14 protein-coding genes are annotated in these 16,163 nt (G+C 44.9%); 6 read left to right on the top strand and 8 right to left on the bottom strand.

What is annotated here, in order from left to right; translation table 11 throughout:
• Window positions 1–90: 90 nt before the first annotated feature.
• Window positions 91–954: an EamA family transporter gene (locus GV030_RS08700; RefSeq protein ID WP_159581806.1), complete on the bottom strand. Its 864-nt coding sequence runs from the start codon at window positions 952–954 to the stop codon at window positions 91–93.
• A 164-nt stretch (window positions 955–1,118) separates the two neighbouring features.
• On the opposite strand from GV030_RS08700, the gene GV030_RS08695 reads away from it, so the two are divergent.
• A complete protein-coding gene (locus tag GV030_RS08695; RefSeq protein ID WP_159581805.1) occupies window positions 1,119–4,097 on the top strand; it encodes a TonB-dependent receptor in 2,979 nt (992 codons plus the stop codon).
• A gap of 11 nt (window positions 4,098–4,108) precedes the next feature.
• On the top strand, window positions 4,109–5,578 hold the full coding sequence (locus GV030_RS08690) for a RagB/SusD family nutrient uptake outer membrane protein (RefSeq protein ID WP_159581804.1): 1,470 nt from the start codon (window positions 4,109–4,111) through the stop codon (window positions 5,576–5,578).
• 108 nt (window positions 5,579–5,686) lie between these two features.
• Here the strand turns inward: GV030_RS08690 and GV030_RS08685 are convergent, their stop codons facing one another.
• Window positions 5,687–5,884 (bottom strand): hypothetical protein, encoded by a 198-nt coding sequence (locus GV030_RS08685; protein ID WP_159581802.1) that lies wholly within the window; start codon window positions 5,882–5,884, stop codon window positions 5,687–5,689.
• A gap of 260 nt (window positions 5,885–6,144) precedes the next feature.
• On the opposite strand from GV030_RS08685, the gene GV030_RS08680 reads away from it, so the two are divergent.
• Window positions 6,145–6,957, top strand: coding sequence for a universal stress protein (locus tag GV030_RS08680; protein WP_159581800.1), 813 nt, complete (start codon window positions 6,145–6,147; stop codon window positions 6,955–6,957).
• Window positions 6,958–6,984: 27 nt separating this feature from the next.
• Window positions 6,985–7,911 (top strand): universal stress protein, encoded by a 927-nt coding sequence (locus GV030_RS08675; protein WP_159581798.1) that lies wholly within the window; start codon window positions 6,985–6,987, stop codon window positions 7,909–7,911.
• Between the two features lie 110 nt (window positions 7,912–8,021).
• On the opposite strand, the gene GV030_RS08670 is transcribed toward GV030_RS08675, so the two are convergent.
• From GV030_RS08670 to GV030_RS08645, 6 genes are all read right to left on the bottom strand, one after another.
• The gene (locus tag GV030_RS08670) at window positions 8,022–8,303 is read right to left on the bottom strand and encodes an EF-hand domain-containing protein (RefSeq protein ID WP_159581796.1); all 282 of its coding nucleotides are present in this window, start codon (window positions 8,301–8,303) and stop codon (window positions 8,022–8,024) included.
• Window positions 8,304–8,814: 511 nt separating this feature from the next.
• Window positions 8,815–10,077: a lamin tail domain-containing protein gene (locus tag GV030_RS08665; RefSeq protein WP_159581794.1), complete on the bottom strand. Its 1,263-nt coding sequence runs from the start codon at window positions 10,075–10,077 to the stop codon at window positions 8,815–8,817.
• 116 nt (window positions 10,078–10,193) lie between these two features.
• Window positions 10,194–11,585: a CotH kinase family protein gene (locus tag GV030_RS08660; RefSeq protein ID WP_221413312.1), complete on the bottom strand. Its 1,392-nt coding sequence runs from the start codon at window positions 11,583–11,585 to the stop codon at window positions 10,194–10,196.
• A gap of 169 nt (window positions 11,586–11,754) precedes the next feature.
• Window positions 11,755–12,225, bottom strand: a complete 471-nt coding sequence (locus GV030_RS08655; protein ID WP_159581792.1) for a hypothetical protein — start codon at window positions 12,223–12,225, stop codon at window positions 11,755–11,757.
• Window positions 12,218–12,523, bottom strand: a complete 306-nt coding sequence (locus GV030_RS08650) for a hypothetical protein (protein WP_159581790.1) — start codon at window positions 12,521–12,523, stop codon at window positions 12,218–12,220. The genes GV030_RS08655 and GV030_RS08650 overlap by 8 nt, the downstream gene beginning before the upstream one ends.
• On the bottom strand, window positions 12,520–13,122 hold the full coding sequence (locus GV030_RS08645; protein WP_185155810.1) for an RNA polymerase sigma factor: 603 nt from the start codon (window positions 13,120–13,122) through the stop codon (window positions 12,520–12,522). Before GV030_RS08645 ends, GV030_RS08650 begins: the two co-directional genes overlap by 4 nt.
• 705 nt (window positions 13,123–13,827) lie before the next feature.
• On the opposite strand from GV030_RS08645, the gene GV030_RS08640 reads away from it, so the two are divergent.
• Window positions 13,828–14,448 (top strand): hypothetical protein, encoded by a 621-nt coding sequence (locus tag GV030_RS08640; RefSeq protein WP_159581788.1) that lies wholly within the window; start codon window positions 13,828–13,830, stop codon window positions 14,446–14,448.
• A 310-nt stretch (window positions 14,449–14,758) separates the two neighbouring features.
• Complete coding sequence (locus tag GV030_RS08635) at window positions 14,759–16,009, top strand: hypothetical protein (RefSeq protein WP_159581786.1); 1,251 nt, start codon at window positions 14,759–14,761, stop codon at window positions 16,007–16,009.
• Window positions 16,010–16,163 lie beyond the last annotated feature (154 nt).

The raw sequence follows: 16,163 nt of genomic DNA, 5'->3' as shown, positions 1-16,163 counted from the left end.
AGCAAACGAAATATAAAAAAAGTTTATAGCTATTATTCATTTTGTTATTGAGAGGCATCTTTCTTATTATGATCAAATCATAAGGAAATGTTACTCTGAGATTAAATATATGGCAACCACAGCGAAGGCAATACCGACCAGTAGGGTGGTTTGTGGCCAAACAGCATAAATCAGTAGTGAGAGGATAATGGTAATCACCGGGGAGAGCCCGGTCATGGGTACCACGATGATCGCTTTGCCATAACGAAGGGCATACACCAGTGTGAGCGCGCCGATGGAGTTGAGGAAATGAATCAACAAAGCCATGCCACCACCAGAGAATCCATAATTGATCGGTGTGGCAGGGTCAGTCATGGCAAAGGCTACAGGACTTAGCGCCACTGCAGCGGTCATCATATAGAAAAAGATGCTTTCGGCTTTCATTCGTTCATTGGAGAACTTCATCACAAAGGCCTGCAGCCCCCAAAGTACGAATACACAGGTGGAGAGCAGTAGCCATGCGTATCCCACCATGCTGGTGGTTTCTCCGTCGGAGTAGGACAGCAGGAATATGGCGATCAGGGCTGTGACTATACCTATATATTGTTTAGTCGTGGCATTTTCTTTCAAAATGGCCATAGACAGCACGATGGTGAGTACCGGATATAAGGAGACAATGGGAAAGATGATGTATGCGGGCCCTTCTCTCAATGCCTGAAAGAGTAGTAACTGACCACCTGCTCCGGCTAGCCCTACAATGGAACCTAATACGATGGCTGAGAGACTGGTGTCCAGCTTCCATCTGATGAGACGCAGGGCTACGAACGCGCAGGGGATCATGGTGATGGCCCAGGCAATGTAGCCCATGGTAGCTGGGAACCCGTTTTTTTCGGGGATTTCAATGATGGCTCCCCAAACTCCCCAGAAGATGGTGGTGACGAGCGCATAGAAAAACCAGGAACTTTTGATGGTCATATAAGGAGATAGTTAGTGTGAATTGAACTCATTAACATTGTAATAATAGAAAGAAAAGGCAAAATGTATAAATCTTAATGAAAGTAATTGAAAGTTAATTATTTATTTATTAATTTGCTTTTACGTTAAAAATAAGGAATTGAAAGTATCTAAAATATTCTCAAATGATTAAGCGATTTACTCTAAAGAAAGGTCTGGTGATTTCGGCATTGTTGTTTGTCTCGTTTTTGGCAGGCGCACAGTCGGTGATCAAAGGCAAAGTGATTGCTGAGGATGGTGAAGCCATTCCGGGAGCAACGGTGTTAATTGAAGGAGGCACTACAGGATCTATTACTGATCTGGATGGTAATTACACCATTCAGGCAGCGCCGGACGATGTGCTGATCTTTTCGTTTGTGGGCTTCGAGTCGCAGCGAGTGCCTGTGAATAATCAGTCCAGGATAGATATGACGATGACGGTAGATATCGCTGAACTGTCGGAAGTGGTCGTGATGGGGTATTCAGAGAAATCCAGAAGGGAGCTTACAGCTTCTGCCACTACCATTGGTGAGAAGGACCTGAAGAATGTCACCAGTTCGAATATTGAAAGCATGCTACAGGGCAAGGTGGCAGGTGTGAGTGTGACCACCAGCAGTGGCTCACCCGGGGAGCCTGCTGAGATCAGGATCAGAGGTGTAAACTCGCTCACTGCCGACAGGGCTCCGCTCGTGGTGGTAGATGGGATCATCGGGGGTACTTATCAGCCCAATGATGTGGCTTCTGTGACAGTATTGAAGGATGCCGCTGCTACTTCACTTTACGGATCGCTGGCGTCAGGTGGGGTGCTGATTGTGACTACCAAACAAGGAAAGGGAGATCCGGTGATTGAGTTTTCCACGTCTGTGGGAGTTAAAGAAATCACCACAGGCAATTTCAGTATGATGAATGGTTCTGATCTTTATGACCTGCAGGAAATCATGTGGGGAGACGAACGGGTCAATTTCCTGAAGGTGAGACCCGAGGACTTGAGAGATAGGGATTTCAACTGGCTGGATGAATCATTTAAGCGTGGGGTACTGCAAAATTACTACCTGTCTGCTCGTGGGGGTACCGATAAAATGACCTACGCGGTGTCCGGTGACTACTATCAGGAGGATGGCACGCTGCTGGAGACTGGTTATGAGCGCATGAGTTTACGTACCAACCTCAACTTCCAACTGAAAGAGAATGTGTCCCTCAAAACCAATCTTTCCCTGATTAGCAGTGAGCGTAATCAGGATTTTTGGGACTGGAGATACGATCCTTTCCTGTACCTGCCCTGGGACAGCCCTTATAGTGATGATGGATCGATCAAGTACATCGATAACACCAGCTCTGAGGAATGGTACGGACGTGATAGCAAAAATGTGCTTCACTCTGCACAATACAACTACAACAATTCAAAAGGACTTGATTTTTCGGGTAATGCTTTTCTGAACATAGACCTTACAGACTGGCTTTCTATAGAGTCCAGAAACAGGGTTTCGATTTCCCATGGGCGTTATGAGTCTTTCTATGATCCCAGAACCCGCGAGGGGAAAGCCTCTAAAGGGTCTATTAGTACCTCTACAGCTGCTTCCAAGGATGCCATTTCCACTTTGATTTTAAGAGGCGAGAAGAGTTTTGGTAAACATACTGTAGGTGGCTTTATCGGTGCAGAGGGTAATTATTATTACTACGAAAACTTGGGGGCGAGCGCCCGAAACATACCTATTGGTCTGAATGTGATCGGGGCGGCATCCGAGCCTGTGAGTATCTATGGAAATAACGTGACGGGAACGAGACTTTCCTACTTATCTGAAATGAGTTACTCATACGGAGGAAAATACTTCGTGACAGGAGTATTTAGAGCGGATGCTTCTTCCAAATTCGGACCCGAAAGCAGATGGGGGTATTTTCCCGGAGCTTCCGCTTCATGGATTGTTAGTTCTGAAGACTTTTTTGTCTACAACAATGTGATCTCCTTCCTGAAGGTGCGGGGTAGCTATGGGGAGGTAGGTAATGATAATGTGGGTTCCAATTCGTTCCCGTACCTGTCATACTACGATCTTTCAGACCAGTACAATGGCATTCCTGCGGCCACTATTCCCTTGCTGGCCAATAACAATATCACGTGGGAAACACTGGTTTCGAGAAACATCGGTGTGGACCTTACTTTCTTCAACAGGATCAACGCCACCTTTGATTACTACAATAACACCACAACCGATCTCCTGTTAGACGTGCAGTTGCCACTGTCTACCGGTTTTGAGATACAAGCAAGAAATGTGGGTGAGATCAGAAATCAAGGAGTGGAAGCGGCTATTTCTGCTGACATTTTTAAAGGCAATGGAATCAACTGGACCTCTTCATACAACGTGGCCTTCAACCAGAGCGAGAACCTCAAGTTTGCTGATACTGATCAGTTGCTTTTCGGTACAGATGTGAATCAGATCTCCGCAGTGGGAGAGGAGTTGAGACAGTGGTATTTACCGAAATGGTTGGGTGTGGATCCGGCCAATGGTGATCCCCTTTGGGAAAAAGTCAACCGTGACGCCAGTGGGAATGTAGTGTCCAGAGAGGCTACGTCCAACTATAACGAAGCGGAGTTTCAGCGAGTGGGAAGCGTACTGCCCAAACTGTATGGCGGGTGGACCAACTCCGTGAGCTACAAAGGATTTTCGTTGAGTGTGTTACTCAGCTACCAGTATGGAAATAAGGTGTATCACAGTGCCCGACAGCTTTTTGACAATGACGGAGCCTATACCGAATACAACATGATGGAGCTGCAGGATGGCTGGAGCCGATGGGAAAAGCCCGGAGACGATGCTACCCATCCATTGCCTAAGCGTGGGGGAAATAAACTCTCTAATGCACCTTCGTCCAGATACCTGGAAGACGGCAGCTACATTAGGTTGAGAAACGTGTCGCTGACTTACAGCTTCCCACAGTCCGTGTGCAATGCGCTGAAGTTGCAGAGCCTTAACCTGGGTCTGAGTGGTGATAACCTCTATACCTGGACCAAATTCTCAGGATTGGATCCTGAAGCGAGGGTTTCTGTGGCCGCATTTGAACTTCCTGGTTTTCAGGATTTCAAATACCCTATCAGCAAGCAGTATTTGATGAAATTGACCGCAAGATTTTAAAAAGAACAGACATGAAACGATTTTATATATTGCTCATCTCCCTTTCGATATTGACCGCCTGTGAGCTGGATCAGCTTCCCAGCGATGGTATTGTAAACGAGTCGCTGGCTAGCAACTATGAAGGTCTCGTGGCCGCCACCAATGGCAACTATGCCATGCTCAAAAAATTGATTGTATATGACAACAAGGAATATACGGCTAACTACTGGGTGCGCAATGACCACCAGCTGTCGGAGTTTCCTAGTGATAATGTGATGATCAGCGGGTCTACTACAGATCCACTCTTTTATGCTTTCACCAGAGAGCACATCGCTACGATGGAAAACACCAGCTATGTGTGGTTTTCCTCCTACCGGGCCATCAATGGCTGCAATCAGATTATTGGTGCCGTAGATGAGTCTTCGTCTGACAATTTCCGACAATTGCTCGGAGAGAATTACTTTCTCAGAGGCTTGTTGCACCTGAGTCTGTTGAAGCTGTTTGCACTGCCTTACAGTCATGGGGTGGATAACCCGGGGATCATCCTTAAGACCTCTCTTGCTGATGAGCCAACCGAAGCCCGATCTACCGTGGGCCAGTGCTACGCCCAGGTGGAGGCAGACTTGCTGAAAGCTGAAGAGTTAATGTCTGGCGGTCGTGGATCAGCCTATGCGTCGGAAGGCGCTGCTCAGGCCTTGCTTAGCAGAGTGTATCTGCACATGGAGCAGTGGCAGGATGCCATCGACTATGCCGATAAAGTGATCGATGGTGATGATTTTTCACTGGTTTCCAGAGCTGATTATCTCAATTCATTCTGGAATGGGTCGGAATCTGAGGAGGCCATCTTCCTGGTGGCACACCTGCTGCAGGATGATCATGCTTCGGCTTCTATTGGCTCCATGTATCTTACGGATCAGGGGCAGGGTTGGGGCGAGGTATACGCCTCTGAGCCGCTGAGAGATTTCCTTTTGCAATATCCGGATGACATTCGTAATGACTTTATTGTGCCGGACCTTGAGCCGGATGGAGTGACGGTGAAGGAACGCAATGGATTTCCCAAATACTTCATCACCAAGTTTTCTTACCAGGACGGTGTGGTTACCCTCAACTCCCCACAGCTGATTAGACTGGGCGAGGTGTACCTGAACAGGGCAGAAGCTTATGCTCATCTGAATAATGCTGCTCAAGCCATAGCGGATGTAAATGTGATCAGAGAGCGTGCCGGGCTGACAGGTACAGCGCTCTATACCACCACAGACCTGAAGGGATTTGCATCTGCTTTGGAGGTGGTCTTGCACGAGCGGAGACTAGAGCTGGCCTGGGAGGGTTTTAGGTTGACTGATCTGGTCAGAAATAAGATGAACATTGATCGAAGCTATCCGGGGATGCATCTGGATGAAGGGCAGACTACTCAGGTGATTCCATGGGATGATCCGCGAAACATCTACTTCATTCCATCCAATGAAATAGCTAACAATCCTTTGATCAAGCAGAATCCTTAACATTCATTACTTCTTCATATTACTTTTCATGGTGTTAGTGGAATGCCGGGCTTTGGCCCGGCATTTTTTTTTGAGCTGCCTTTGTCTGATTTTGGAGATGAGCGATTTTTAGAATTTTGCTAAGTGAGTCGCCACTTTTGGGTGATCATAACTGATGAAAGTGGCACCAATGACAAACTCTGTGGCAGCGACATGTTCTGCGGCGTACAACCCGGCAAAATGGGTCCATTTGTGAAGTTTATGCTTAGGGACTGGTAGCTGTTCCTTTTCCATTTGCTCGTATCGCTCAAATTCTGATGGTATCATAGGCGTTGGGTCCGTTCTCCCAAATTAAAGATAATTTTTGGGGAGGAGATGGGGCTTCCAATGTTATCTTCCAATGAATCCTGCTCCTTTTAAAAATTTATTGATCTCTTTGTTAAGCCTTCACCCTGTTTCCGAGACTGGTCTGACTGTGATCAGTCACCTGATTTATCTCATAGATGTACAACGGGTAATGTCATGATTAATCAGAGGGTTTGCCTTTATCATTGGATTTTCAGATTATTCACTTAACGGCTTCAATCATGAAAACACTAAAAAACATTCTAGTACCTACAGATTTTTCAGAAAGAGCAGGAAATGCCTTGGAACAGGCGATTTACCTGGCGGACCGGATGGGTGGTCGATTGCTCATACTGCACGTGTATCATCGCCTCATCGCTGAGGAAGACTATGAAGATCACCCCGATAAACTTGAAAAAAGCATTGACAGAAAGTTCGCAAAACTCCTTAAAGAGCACCCGGGGTTGAACAGGGTGCCTCATGAATTCAGAAAAGAGCGGGGCCTTTCGTTGGATAACATTGTGGGGACTGCTCAGAACGAAGCGATTGATCTACTGGTCATGGCCACCAAAGGAGCTAAGGGTTTTGATGAAATCTGGGGAACAAAAACAGCAAAGATTATCAAAAGAGTAGACGTGCCCGTATTTGTCATTCCAGATAAAACGTCACTCAAGCGCCTGAAAAAAGTAGGCCTGGCCAGTGACTACAGTACTTCCACAGTGAATCGGGAAATTCAGTTTTTGATTAGTTTGGCTAAGGAAATGGAGCTGACTGTGGATGTGATTACATTGAATCGTGATGCGAAAAATATGATCAGGCAGGAACTTGATAATCGAGAGGTCATTCTCAAACAGCTGGAAGAAGTGAAATCAGACTTTCATTTTACCTACCACCACAGTGTGGAAGAAGGCCTGGTGGAATACAGTCTGGCCCATAAGGTCGATCTGATCACCATACTCCCAAAGAGTTATTCTTTCATCGAGCGACTTTTTAACGAGAGCTTAACAGAAAAAATGACCTTTCACAGCCCCATACCTTTGCTGATATTAAAATAATGGTTGTACAACGAATCTCTTAACACTATGGAAGCTTTCAAACATCATTCTTACCAGGTAGCACTCGTTACCCTCGATCTTACAGAAATGGATGAACATGTGATCCGGTATGCGGCCATGATCAGCAAAATCCTCCCTATTGAGCGAATTTTCTTTTTGCATGTGGCCAAAACCCTTGAATTTCCGGAGGAACTTATCCAAAAGTATCCTACTTTGATGGCCCCGCTTGATGAAAGTATTCAGGCAGAAATAGAGCAAAAGGTTGGCCAGTATTTTCAGGGGTCTGAAGTTAAAACAGAATGCATCGTTAAGGATGGGGCTCCTATTGATAAGATTTTGAAATTGGCCAAAGTAAAGTCTGTGGACTTGATCGTGATGGGAAGGAAGAAGAGTCTGAAAGGTTCCGGCCTGGTTTCCAGTCACATCGCCAGAAAGTGCCCATGTTCGCTTTTACTCGTACCCGAAAACTTTAGACCTGAAATCAAAAAAGTATTGATCCCTGTCGACTTTTCAAGGCATTCTGCACTTGCGGTGCATCAGGCAGAAGTGCTGACAAAAAAATCACCGAAAGACATGGCTTTGGTGCATATCTACAACGTGCCTACAGGATATTATAAGATCGGAAAAACGTATGAGGAATTTGATGAGATCATCAGAGGTCATGCCAGGAATGAATGTGCCAAATTTCAGAAAGATCATCAGTTTTCGGGTGACCTGGAGTGTTCCTTCCTTTCTTCAAAGCTGGATGAAAATGAGAAGCTGGTACATGCGCGAGCTATTGAGTTTGGGGCGGATATCATCGCCATAGGCTCCCGGGGAAGAACCACTGCTTCTTCTATTTTGATCGGCTCTATGGCGGAAAAACTGGTATTTCATGAGTCGGACATTCCGGTGCTTATTGTGAAAAACAAAGGCGAAAATATGGGTTTTCTGGAAGCGATATTGCGTGTTTAAAGAGGATTGACCGATTTTGCCACCCAGCAGCTGGTATTCAACTGAGTGCAGGGAAAACAAAAAAAATCCCCGACAAGTCGGGGATGGGAGTGTGATGAAATACGGGTTGCTTAGTTTCTTGGGCCGCCTCTCTGTGGCGCATGGGCATTTTTCAATTCACTTTCTGAAAGAAACCCGTCACTGTTGGTGTCAATTTTTGAGAAATCATTGGCCAGGGGCCCTTTCACCTCGCTTTTGGCCAGTTTACCATCCTCGTTGGCGTCCATTTCAGCGATGAGCTGAGAGAAACTTGGCGGTCCCTGCTGACGACCAGCCTGCTGACCCGAAGGTCTTTGGTCATTGCTACTGGTCTGATTTTTCTGTGAAGCACATGACACGATCAAGAAGGCCATTGCTCCAAGTGCGATTGTTTTAATTTGTATCTTTCATTTCCTTATTTGTTTGATTATTTAGACGTAATCCTTAGTTACGTCCCTCGCAAAATCGGTCTGAAAAATGGATCATGCGGAATTCCTGTGGGGAGATTGCATTAAAGATGGATTGTGAGATAGTGATCTGATACCTTATTTACCTCAATCCAATTGACTGGCTACTTACCTTCATTTTCTATTGCTTGCCCAAAGAAAACGAAGCAAAAGAAAAGGCACCAACGCAAAAAATCATTTCGACTCATCTGGTTTGAGCTTTTTTTGGGAATTTTTTGGAGTCAAAATGATTCACACTTGCCTTGGATGCCCCGCCCTCCTTTGCGTTACTACTTTTCTGAATTACAAGAGGATTAATTCGGTTTGCAAAATATTACCATTTAATGTACGCCACACAAATATTACATGATCCTAAAAAATCACTTATTTTATACCCTGGTAGCAGCCTTTCCCTGGTGTTATGAACCCTGTTCAGCCATCATTGATTGGCCTGGCCCGGTGTGGGGGTAGCCTGCGCTCCCCAGGTGTCGCCACCATCTGTGATTCGTCCCCATGAGACATTCTCGCTTTGGGCGCCAAAGGTGTAGGCGTCAATGGTACGTCCATCGATGTAAAACAACCCGACATCTTCGCCATCTGCGCTCAAGCTAAAATTGAGGTGAGTGGGTCCCTGGCTGGTGGATCCGTCTGCCCAAAACACCAGATAACCACCCGCAGGAATGGTAGTGGCAGCAGCGTCATCATCACTGATTTTATCGCCGAAAGGATTGTCTTTATCGTCTGAGAAATACATGTCTGCAAGATTCACTGCAGTAGCGCCCAGGTTGTGGATTTCTATCCAGTCGTCAAACTCATCCTCTCCACTATCGGTATCCGGACAACAGGAGGTATTGCTGGCCATAAATTCATTGATGACCAACTGGGGCAGGGGATCTGTATTGAGTAAATAATCGTCAGTATTATCCGGCGCAGAGGCAGGCTTGAATGAAGATGATCCGTTAGTTCCTACTGCTTCCACGTAATACTCCACAGTCCCTTCTGTGGCCATTCCCGGGATTGTGCCAGTGTAAGAGGTTCCGCTTTGAAGCGTCATGGCCACCTCCGAGAAGGCACTGCCATTGAAGCGATGAAACAACTTTACTGAAGCCACACCAGTGGTTGAAATCAACTCGGCAGTGACGACCACATTTTCATTCAATGCTGGCACGAGTGGAGATCTGGAGATGGAATTGATGGCCGGAGCTCCATCCGACCCGTTGGATTCTCCTTGAGTGGTAACACCGGTGATCTGCCAAAGATCCGCACCATCCGGGAATCTGGCATAGGACTGACCATTGTCCAGATTGGGGAATTCCACTTGATCAATAAGAGTCCCTTCGGCATTTTTCAGGGACACCGATTCTCCACTTGACGAAAGCTTGAAGTTGGTATTGAGGCCTGTTCCGAGATCATTGCAGAGCAGCACCACAAATCCCCTGGCCGCAATGGTGGTGCCGGCAGGCAATTCATATTCATTGCCGCTATCCGAAATAGTATAGCCACTCAGGTCTTTGCTGGTTTCCAGCGCGTTGTACAATTCAATCCAATCATCACCGGAGGCCACTATTTCGTTGATCAAAATGCCTTCTGCGGTTGGCTCCGGTTCGTCATCCCCATCACCGCCGCCACAGGCGATGGTTAGCAGGAGGGAGAAGAGGCTGAGTAAGAAGGTGAATCGATAAATCTTGGACGAAATAAGCATGGATTTGATGAAGGTAAAAGATTGAAATAAGTCGAAATATACTGACGAAAAGGCAAATTACAGGATTGACTACTTGGGTTAAGGATTTATATTGAAAAATACCTCTCCTTTAGCCATCAGTCCAGGTAGGCTGCCACGGCTGCCGATCGCTGCGTTACATGTGTTTTCAATGTATTCACGGCCGATTGAAAATCGGAACTGCTGTTCAGAAATGAATACCCGCGAATTTCCGAAGTAGCATATGGTTCTACCAAAGTAGCGTAGGTGGTATAGGTAGCCTGCATGTCGCTGGGGTTAAATACCCCATTGATGACCTCTTCCACATAGGTGTCATACTGTGCTTTGTAGGTGGCATCGGCATACAGATATCCGATCAACGGCCACTGAGCGGAAGACAGCCCTGAAAAATTAAGGGGTAGTGATCCACCCATATTGCCGGTTTGCAAGGCCTCATTGTTATCCCAGGGAATCCAGGTGAGCAGATTGGTTTCAGGATTGTTGTACAAAAAGTAGTTGTGGGTCATCCTTCCATAGGTATCCCAGTTTTGTATGACGGTATTCACCGCTAGGTACTTTAAGAATACATCGGTATCCAAAACAGACTCCAGGCTGGTACGCCATGCCGCTGCATTGCTCGTTCTGTTGTCGGCATGTAGTGCTGTAAACAGGTTCTGTATATCCGACCAGTCGGCAGCATCTTCATTGGTTTCCTTCCCAAAAACGGACTCACTGAATGTACCTGAGGCAAAGCTGGCGCCATCACCATCAGGCTGGTAGAGGTTGCCGTCATTATTGGCAAATTGGGTATCAATGACCGTATCATCTACTTCTTCCACCAGGGTGTACAGTCCGAAGTACACCGGGCCCTCTCCATGGTCTACATAGAGTGTATAAAATGCAGTATGTGAACCCACCAGTCCGGCGTTTCTGAAAATATCACCTGCCACTTTCTCCCGCAGCATGGACTTGTCGTTGTAGTTGTTTTTGAGACTTAGCTTCTTGAATCCATAAAATCGCTGATTCTTGATTTGTGGATAGTCATCTTCAAACTCGTCAAAGTCAAGTTTGAATGACAACTTCATATTGCCGGACTTCCAGGTAGATGCCAGACTGGAGTTGCCTTTGAAGCGAACACCTACTTTGTACCATTGGGTGCCTTCATAAAACACCTCTGCGGGGACAAAAACAGGATTTTCATCTGAAAACGAATTTCCACCCCTGCCCACTCCAAAAGTTCCATACAGGCTGGTCATGTCGTCCAGCATGGTCTCCCAACGATCAGCGGTAATCACCAGGTCAAGTCGTTTGACGGCATTGTCATCAAAAACCTCTTCAAAATTTGGATCCACATCGTTGCTGTGGGTATCGGTGGTCCAGTCTGTAGCTTCAAAATCAGTGTCATCAAAGATGATGTCTTCGTTATCATCTTCTGAAGTTCCAATACGCTCTTGTTCGCATGCCATGAAAGAGATAAGAAGGATTATGGGCAGAAGTATTTTCTTCATCATTGAAAAATTTAGTGTCAGTTTTTCTGTGTTTGGAGTTTAGACGAAGCTTCGAGCCAATTCCCTCGGGGCACGCACATGCTACAAAAAAAGGCGATTCGAGGAGAGCGCCTAAGTACTGGATTTTAGTGTTTTGATATCGGCGATCAGGTGGGTCTTTGCAAGACAAGGATCAGAGTGGCGGCCTCTGGGGCTTCATGGGCCGCTCAGATGAATTGGTCAGAGCAGGAAGGATTCGCTGAATCACCCTGTCAAACCTGATTCGCTGCTCCTCGCTGCATAGATCTTTCAATTCTTCAAAGTGGTTGTAGGTGATCATGATCTTGTCTTTTTCCAGCTGCATGATTTCCTGGAGAAGTTCTTCATTGGGTTCATTGGGCTGTGGCTGTGACAGTTGATTGAAAAAAGACCCCAACAGTTGTCGCTCCTGCTGATCCAGCTTGCGGATGGCTTCCCGATGGTTCATGGCCATTTGCTCAAAGGCTGCTTGCTGCTCGTCAGTGAAACCCAGCTCGCGGCTGATTTCGTTCTTAATCCCGCTTTCGGGGCGTGGGGGCTTTGGGCCCAATACAAAGAGGACCACCAGTCCTATGTTGATGATCAAAAGGATGAAGAATCCGATTTTATAGATTTTGCTATTCATTTTCGTACAGGTTAAAATCAGTTACTAGCTGTGGGTAGGCGCTGGCATCCGCGGAAGTGGCCCGGTCAGCTCCCCAATAGTTGGAAACGGCCCAAGCGTTTGAGCAGACTACCAAAGCGATCACCGCAGCCACTTTCATCCAGCCATAATCAGGCTTGCTGAGGGTGGGTTGTTCCCGACGCTGATCGGCCAGCTTTTGCTGGATTTTGGCAAAGCCATCGCGGGGCGCCTTCGCTTTTTGAATGCCCTCCAGGCTAGCCATCACCTCCTCGATGCGATTTTTTCGTTCCATGTTCATTTCGACGTACTATTTTTTGATTTCCCTCGTTCGGGGAAATATTTTTCTAATTCCTGTTTCAAATTCGCCTTGGCCCGCTGCACCAGAGACTCCACGGCCTTTGGGCTTTGGTTCATGATTTCTGCTGCTTCCTTTTGCGGGAGCCCTTCCACCTGCGTGAGGAGGTAAGCCGTCTTTTGGTTGTCCGAAAGGGTATCGATGGCCCGAAAAAGCAGGCGGGCGTCTTCCTGGTTTTCCAGCTGCACTCCGGGGTGTACAAAATCGGCAGATTCATGTTTGAGCTCCGCAGAGTCTTTCACATACAGTGAAGTGAAGATGCCTGAACGCTTTTGACTATTCTTTTTTCGGAGAAAATCCAGGGATTTATTCACAGCGATGCGATAGATCCAGGTGCTGACAGATGACTGGTACTGGAAGCCTGAGGCGGTGTTGTAAATGGTTACAAAGACGTCTTGCAGGAGTTCTTCAGCGTCTTCGGCATTTTTGGTGTAGCTGATGAGGGTATTGTACACCCGGTCGGCATACTGATGGTACAGCTGCTCCAAAGCTTCCTCGCTACCTTGCGCTATGGCCTGTAAACAGCTATTTTCATCCATCATTCCAGCTTAATTATAACCAGTTTTGGTCAATCATTTCTAAAATAGAGTAGGGCCGGGGTTCCAACTCATGGTTCGTCACCGCCTCCAGTACCCTTTTTACCCCTTTGTTGTATGCATCGGCGAGTAGTCTGCTTCGCTCCGGCTCTGACGGGTAGGAGGAGCGTTTACTGAGTCAGTCACAAATATAAAGAACCATACAGAGGGAGAATCAAAAATAAAATAGGCTTAGAACCTTCGTTGACTAAAATCAGGGCTCCAATTAACCAGAAGATTCCGGTATTTGTCCCTCGCTGCGCTAGTCCAAAACCGGAATGACGTAACGGGAAGAGAACGTCATTCCGGTTTCTGAGGTACGAAGAAGACCGGAATCTTTTTAGCAATAATGGTTAAGTATCCATTTCGTGCCCTTCTCGGAGTGGTCTCCAACCAGTGAGACGCAGATGACGAGTTACGCACCTTCCAGATGAACATACATCCCTATAGCCGATAATGGTTTGTTCAGGATAGAAAAACTGCTAGATTTGGTAGAAGGCGGAGGGCAGCCAAGGGGGTTGTTGGTCGGTTGTTAGCTACAATTTCAATAAGAGAGAAGAATAACGAAAGTAGAAATGAAACACCTTGCGGGAATTTTTGCTATGCTTGGACTAAGTATTCTATATTCTAGATTTCACCTCGTTGCACCTTATAAATCTAAATGATTAATGCATGGTAAAAACAATTAAAAAGCAGGTTGGGAAGCAGGCAAGTATAAGAGTCAATATTGACAAAACCTGGTCAGCCAATGAATTCGCTACCTTTTTTAGATCATTTGAAAGCCTCTACAGTTTATATTTATTTTATTTTGAAGGTTGTGAATTGGTAAAGAACAAAAAGAAGAACAAGACCTATTACGCCAAACAACAACATACTCCGTTATTTCATTTCTTAGCAACCAAATCATTGATAAGCAGTTTTTATCACGAAGAAGGAATCTTCCAAGATGGAAATCAATCATTTATTACGTCAACGAGTAAGGTTGACTCAGGCTTGTCAGTTACTTCAATTAGATTTTCTTCTCCAGGGTTCACAGATTTCACTGGACTGTCTGGTGTGGTTGGACATCTGAAGGAGGTATTTATGTACTATTTCCCGAATAAACTAGCTAAAGAGGAAATCAAGATAAAGCAGCAAAAACGAGTAAACCTTCAGATTAAAAATCTTAAAGCAATGGGATTCAGTTCTACCGATATTAAAAAGATTGTGTTGTTGGAGGAAATGACAATTGATAAAATGAAATTGCTGATTGATGAAGGCAAGATAACCTCTATTGAATCAAACAATAACTAGTAATAATAGAAGCAATTATTCAATGCAACTGGCACTAACATCATGTATGTGTCATGTGCTTCACTGCGTTTTGTAAAGAGCCTGCAAAACATCCCGCTTATCTGCCGCCAAGAAACTCTGAGCTTTTCTACAATCTTCTGCTCGTGGGAGATTTTTAAATTGTGTTGGCGCAGTGCGTACTTGATACTTTGAATGCACCGGCAGATAAGCTACTTTTATCAGTATTAATAAAGCTCGGAGGCCACAGCGCCATATTTGGGCGTTACCCACTATTTTTGCTACAGAAACGTACGTTTCGAATTAAATTTAGATGAGAATAAGAACAGTACTAACAGTTATTTGGATTTTTTACATCACTATTTGCTACTCACAAATAGATTACAACAAAAAAATAATTAACGGTGACAATGTTAGTCTTTCAATCGAAAATGATGATGTAAAAGTAAACTTCATAAAATCAATAATTAGGGGATATAGATTAGAGACTTCCAAAGCTTTGCTAGCAGATTCAGTTGCACGGTTTTTACAACTCCTTGAAGTAAATACAGCGAACATTAATAATGAAGAATATCTCATTTTTAGCAATCCGGAATTTGAGATTGGAAATTTGGTGGCTGGTAATTACCAAATCATATTGGATCAACTAATTCAATATCCAGAAATTAATAAATGGGGCTATAGACACCCAAAAAATGAAGGCGTAATTACCTATTTCTATGACGACAACCTTTATGAAGATTTTTCCAAGATATTAATTGCTAAGGAAGGTGTGATTACATCTGAGATAAACCAATTTAATGATGAGCAAAAACATATCTTAGAAATATACTTAACCTATCAACTTGCACTTCAAGACATCAATCAGAATAGTATTTTTGAAGCCCTATTCAGTCAAGTTGAGTTATTCAGGAGGAATTATCCAAACTCAATATACACCGGCTTTACCGATGAAATTAAAGGACTAAACTATACAACAAGTGATATTGGTTTTGCTTCAATGTTAAGCACTGGAGTGTATATACCAACTGAAGGTCTAAACAACCATTTTTCATTTTCAATTCCTATTAATGGAGCCCTGGAAGGAAAATACAAATTCCTAACATTTTCACTTGGCTTTGGGTATGGAATCGGTCAAAAAGTTCAAAAAGAATTTGAGGCTGATACATTGTGGAAAAAAGACACTAATACTGGACTGGGGATGGGTGAGGTTTTACTTGGAGTAAATGTTTTACGAACCGAACGAGTGAATATCTCTTTAAAAGGTGGATTCCGTGGTTTTGGAATAGTTCCACCTGGAACTGATAGATTTGAAAATATGGAGAATATTACATCAACTAATGATTTGACATACGGTATCGGAGTTGATTATAAATGGGAACCAAAAAATAAGCCTATTTACTCCATCAAATCTAAGAGTAGTGAACTCAGAAACTTTATACGCATCAACCTCTTTTACCAAAACCCAACCTTTGAAAAGAAGGTATCGACATTTAACGGGGCAATTTATCATTTAAGAATTGCATTTGGTCAGCAGATTTTCTTCCCTAGAAAGGCAAAATAACAGGTGGGTAACAGCCGTAGCTGCCCACCCCCTCCAAAATCTAAATACGATCAGTAGTCTCCCCTTGCCTTTATTGAGGTGGCCGACAATTTAGCGTGCCAGGCATCCTGGATGTATGCCTCTATGGCCAGCAATGGTTTGTTCAGGATTGAAA

The organism is Marinoscillum sp. 108 (genome assembly GCF_902506655.1).
In the GTDB taxonomy this organism is placed as follows: domain Bacteria; phylum Bacteroidota; class Bacteroidia; order Cytophagales; family Cyclobacteriaceae; genus Marinoscillum; species Marinoscillum luteum.
The sequence above is the reverse complement of the archived record's forward strand: the minus strand, read 5'-3'. Positions and strand labels throughout refer to the sequence as shown.

Excerpts from the sequence above, each read along its gene's own strand:
- GV030_RS08665 (WP_159581794.1), bottom strand. The coding sequence starts at position 10,077 with ATGCTTATTTCGTCCAAGATTTATCGATTCACCTTCTTACTCAGCCTC.
- GV030_RS08635 (WP_159581786.1), top strand. The coding sequence starts at position 14,759 with ATGAGAATAAGAACAGTACTAACAGTTATTTGGATTTTTTACATCACT.
- GV030_RS08640 (WP_159581788.1), top strand. The coding sequence starts at position 13,828 with ATGGTAAAAACAATTAAAAAGCAGGTTGGGAAGCAGGCAAGTATAAGA.
- GV030_RS08675 (WP_159581798.1), top strand. The coding sequence starts at position 6,985 with ATGGAAGCTTTCAAACATCATTCTTACCAGGTAGCACTCGTTACCCTC.
- GV030_RS08700 (WP_159581806.1), bottom strand. The coding sequence starts at position 954 with ATGACCATCAAAAGTTCCTGGTTTTTCTATGCGCTCGTCACCACCATC.
- GV030_RS08680 (WP_159581800.1), top strand. The coding sequence starts at position 6,145 with ATGAAAACACTAAAAAACATTCTAGTACCTACAGATTTTTCAGAAAGA.
- GV030_RS08650 (WP_159581790.1), bottom strand. The coding sequence starts at position 12,523 with ATGAACATGGAACGAAAAAATCGCATCGAGGAGGTGATGGCTAGCCTG.
- GV030_RS08685 (WP_159581802.1), bottom strand. The coding sequence starts at position 5,884 with ATGATACCATCAGAATTTGAGCGATACGAGCAAATGGAAAAGGAACAG.
- GV030_RS08645 (WP_185155810.1), bottom strand. The coding sequence starts at position 13,122 with ATGATGGATGAAAATAGCTGTTTACAGGCCATAGCGCAAGGTAGCGAG.
- GV030_RS08670 (WP_159581796.1), bottom strand. The coding sequence starts at position 8,303 with ATGGCCTTCTTGATCGTGTCATGTGCTTCACAGAAAAATCAGACCAGT.
- GV030_RS08695 (WP_159581805.1), top strand. The coding sequence starts at position 1,119 with ATGATTAAGCGATTTACTCTAAAGAAAGGTCTGGTGATTTCGGCATTG.
- GV030_RS08655 (WP_159581792.1), bottom strand. The coding sequence starts at position 12,225 with ATGAATAGCAAAATCTATAAAATCGGATTCTTCATCCTTTTGATCATC.
- GV030_RS08690 (WP_159581804.1), top strand. The coding sequence starts at position 4,109 with ATGAAACGATTTTATATATTGCTCATCTCCCTTTCGATATTGACCGCC.
- GV030_RS08660 (WP_221413312.1), bottom strand. The coding sequence starts at position 11,585 with ATGATGAAGAAAATACTTCTGCCCATAATCCTTCTTATCTCTTTCATG.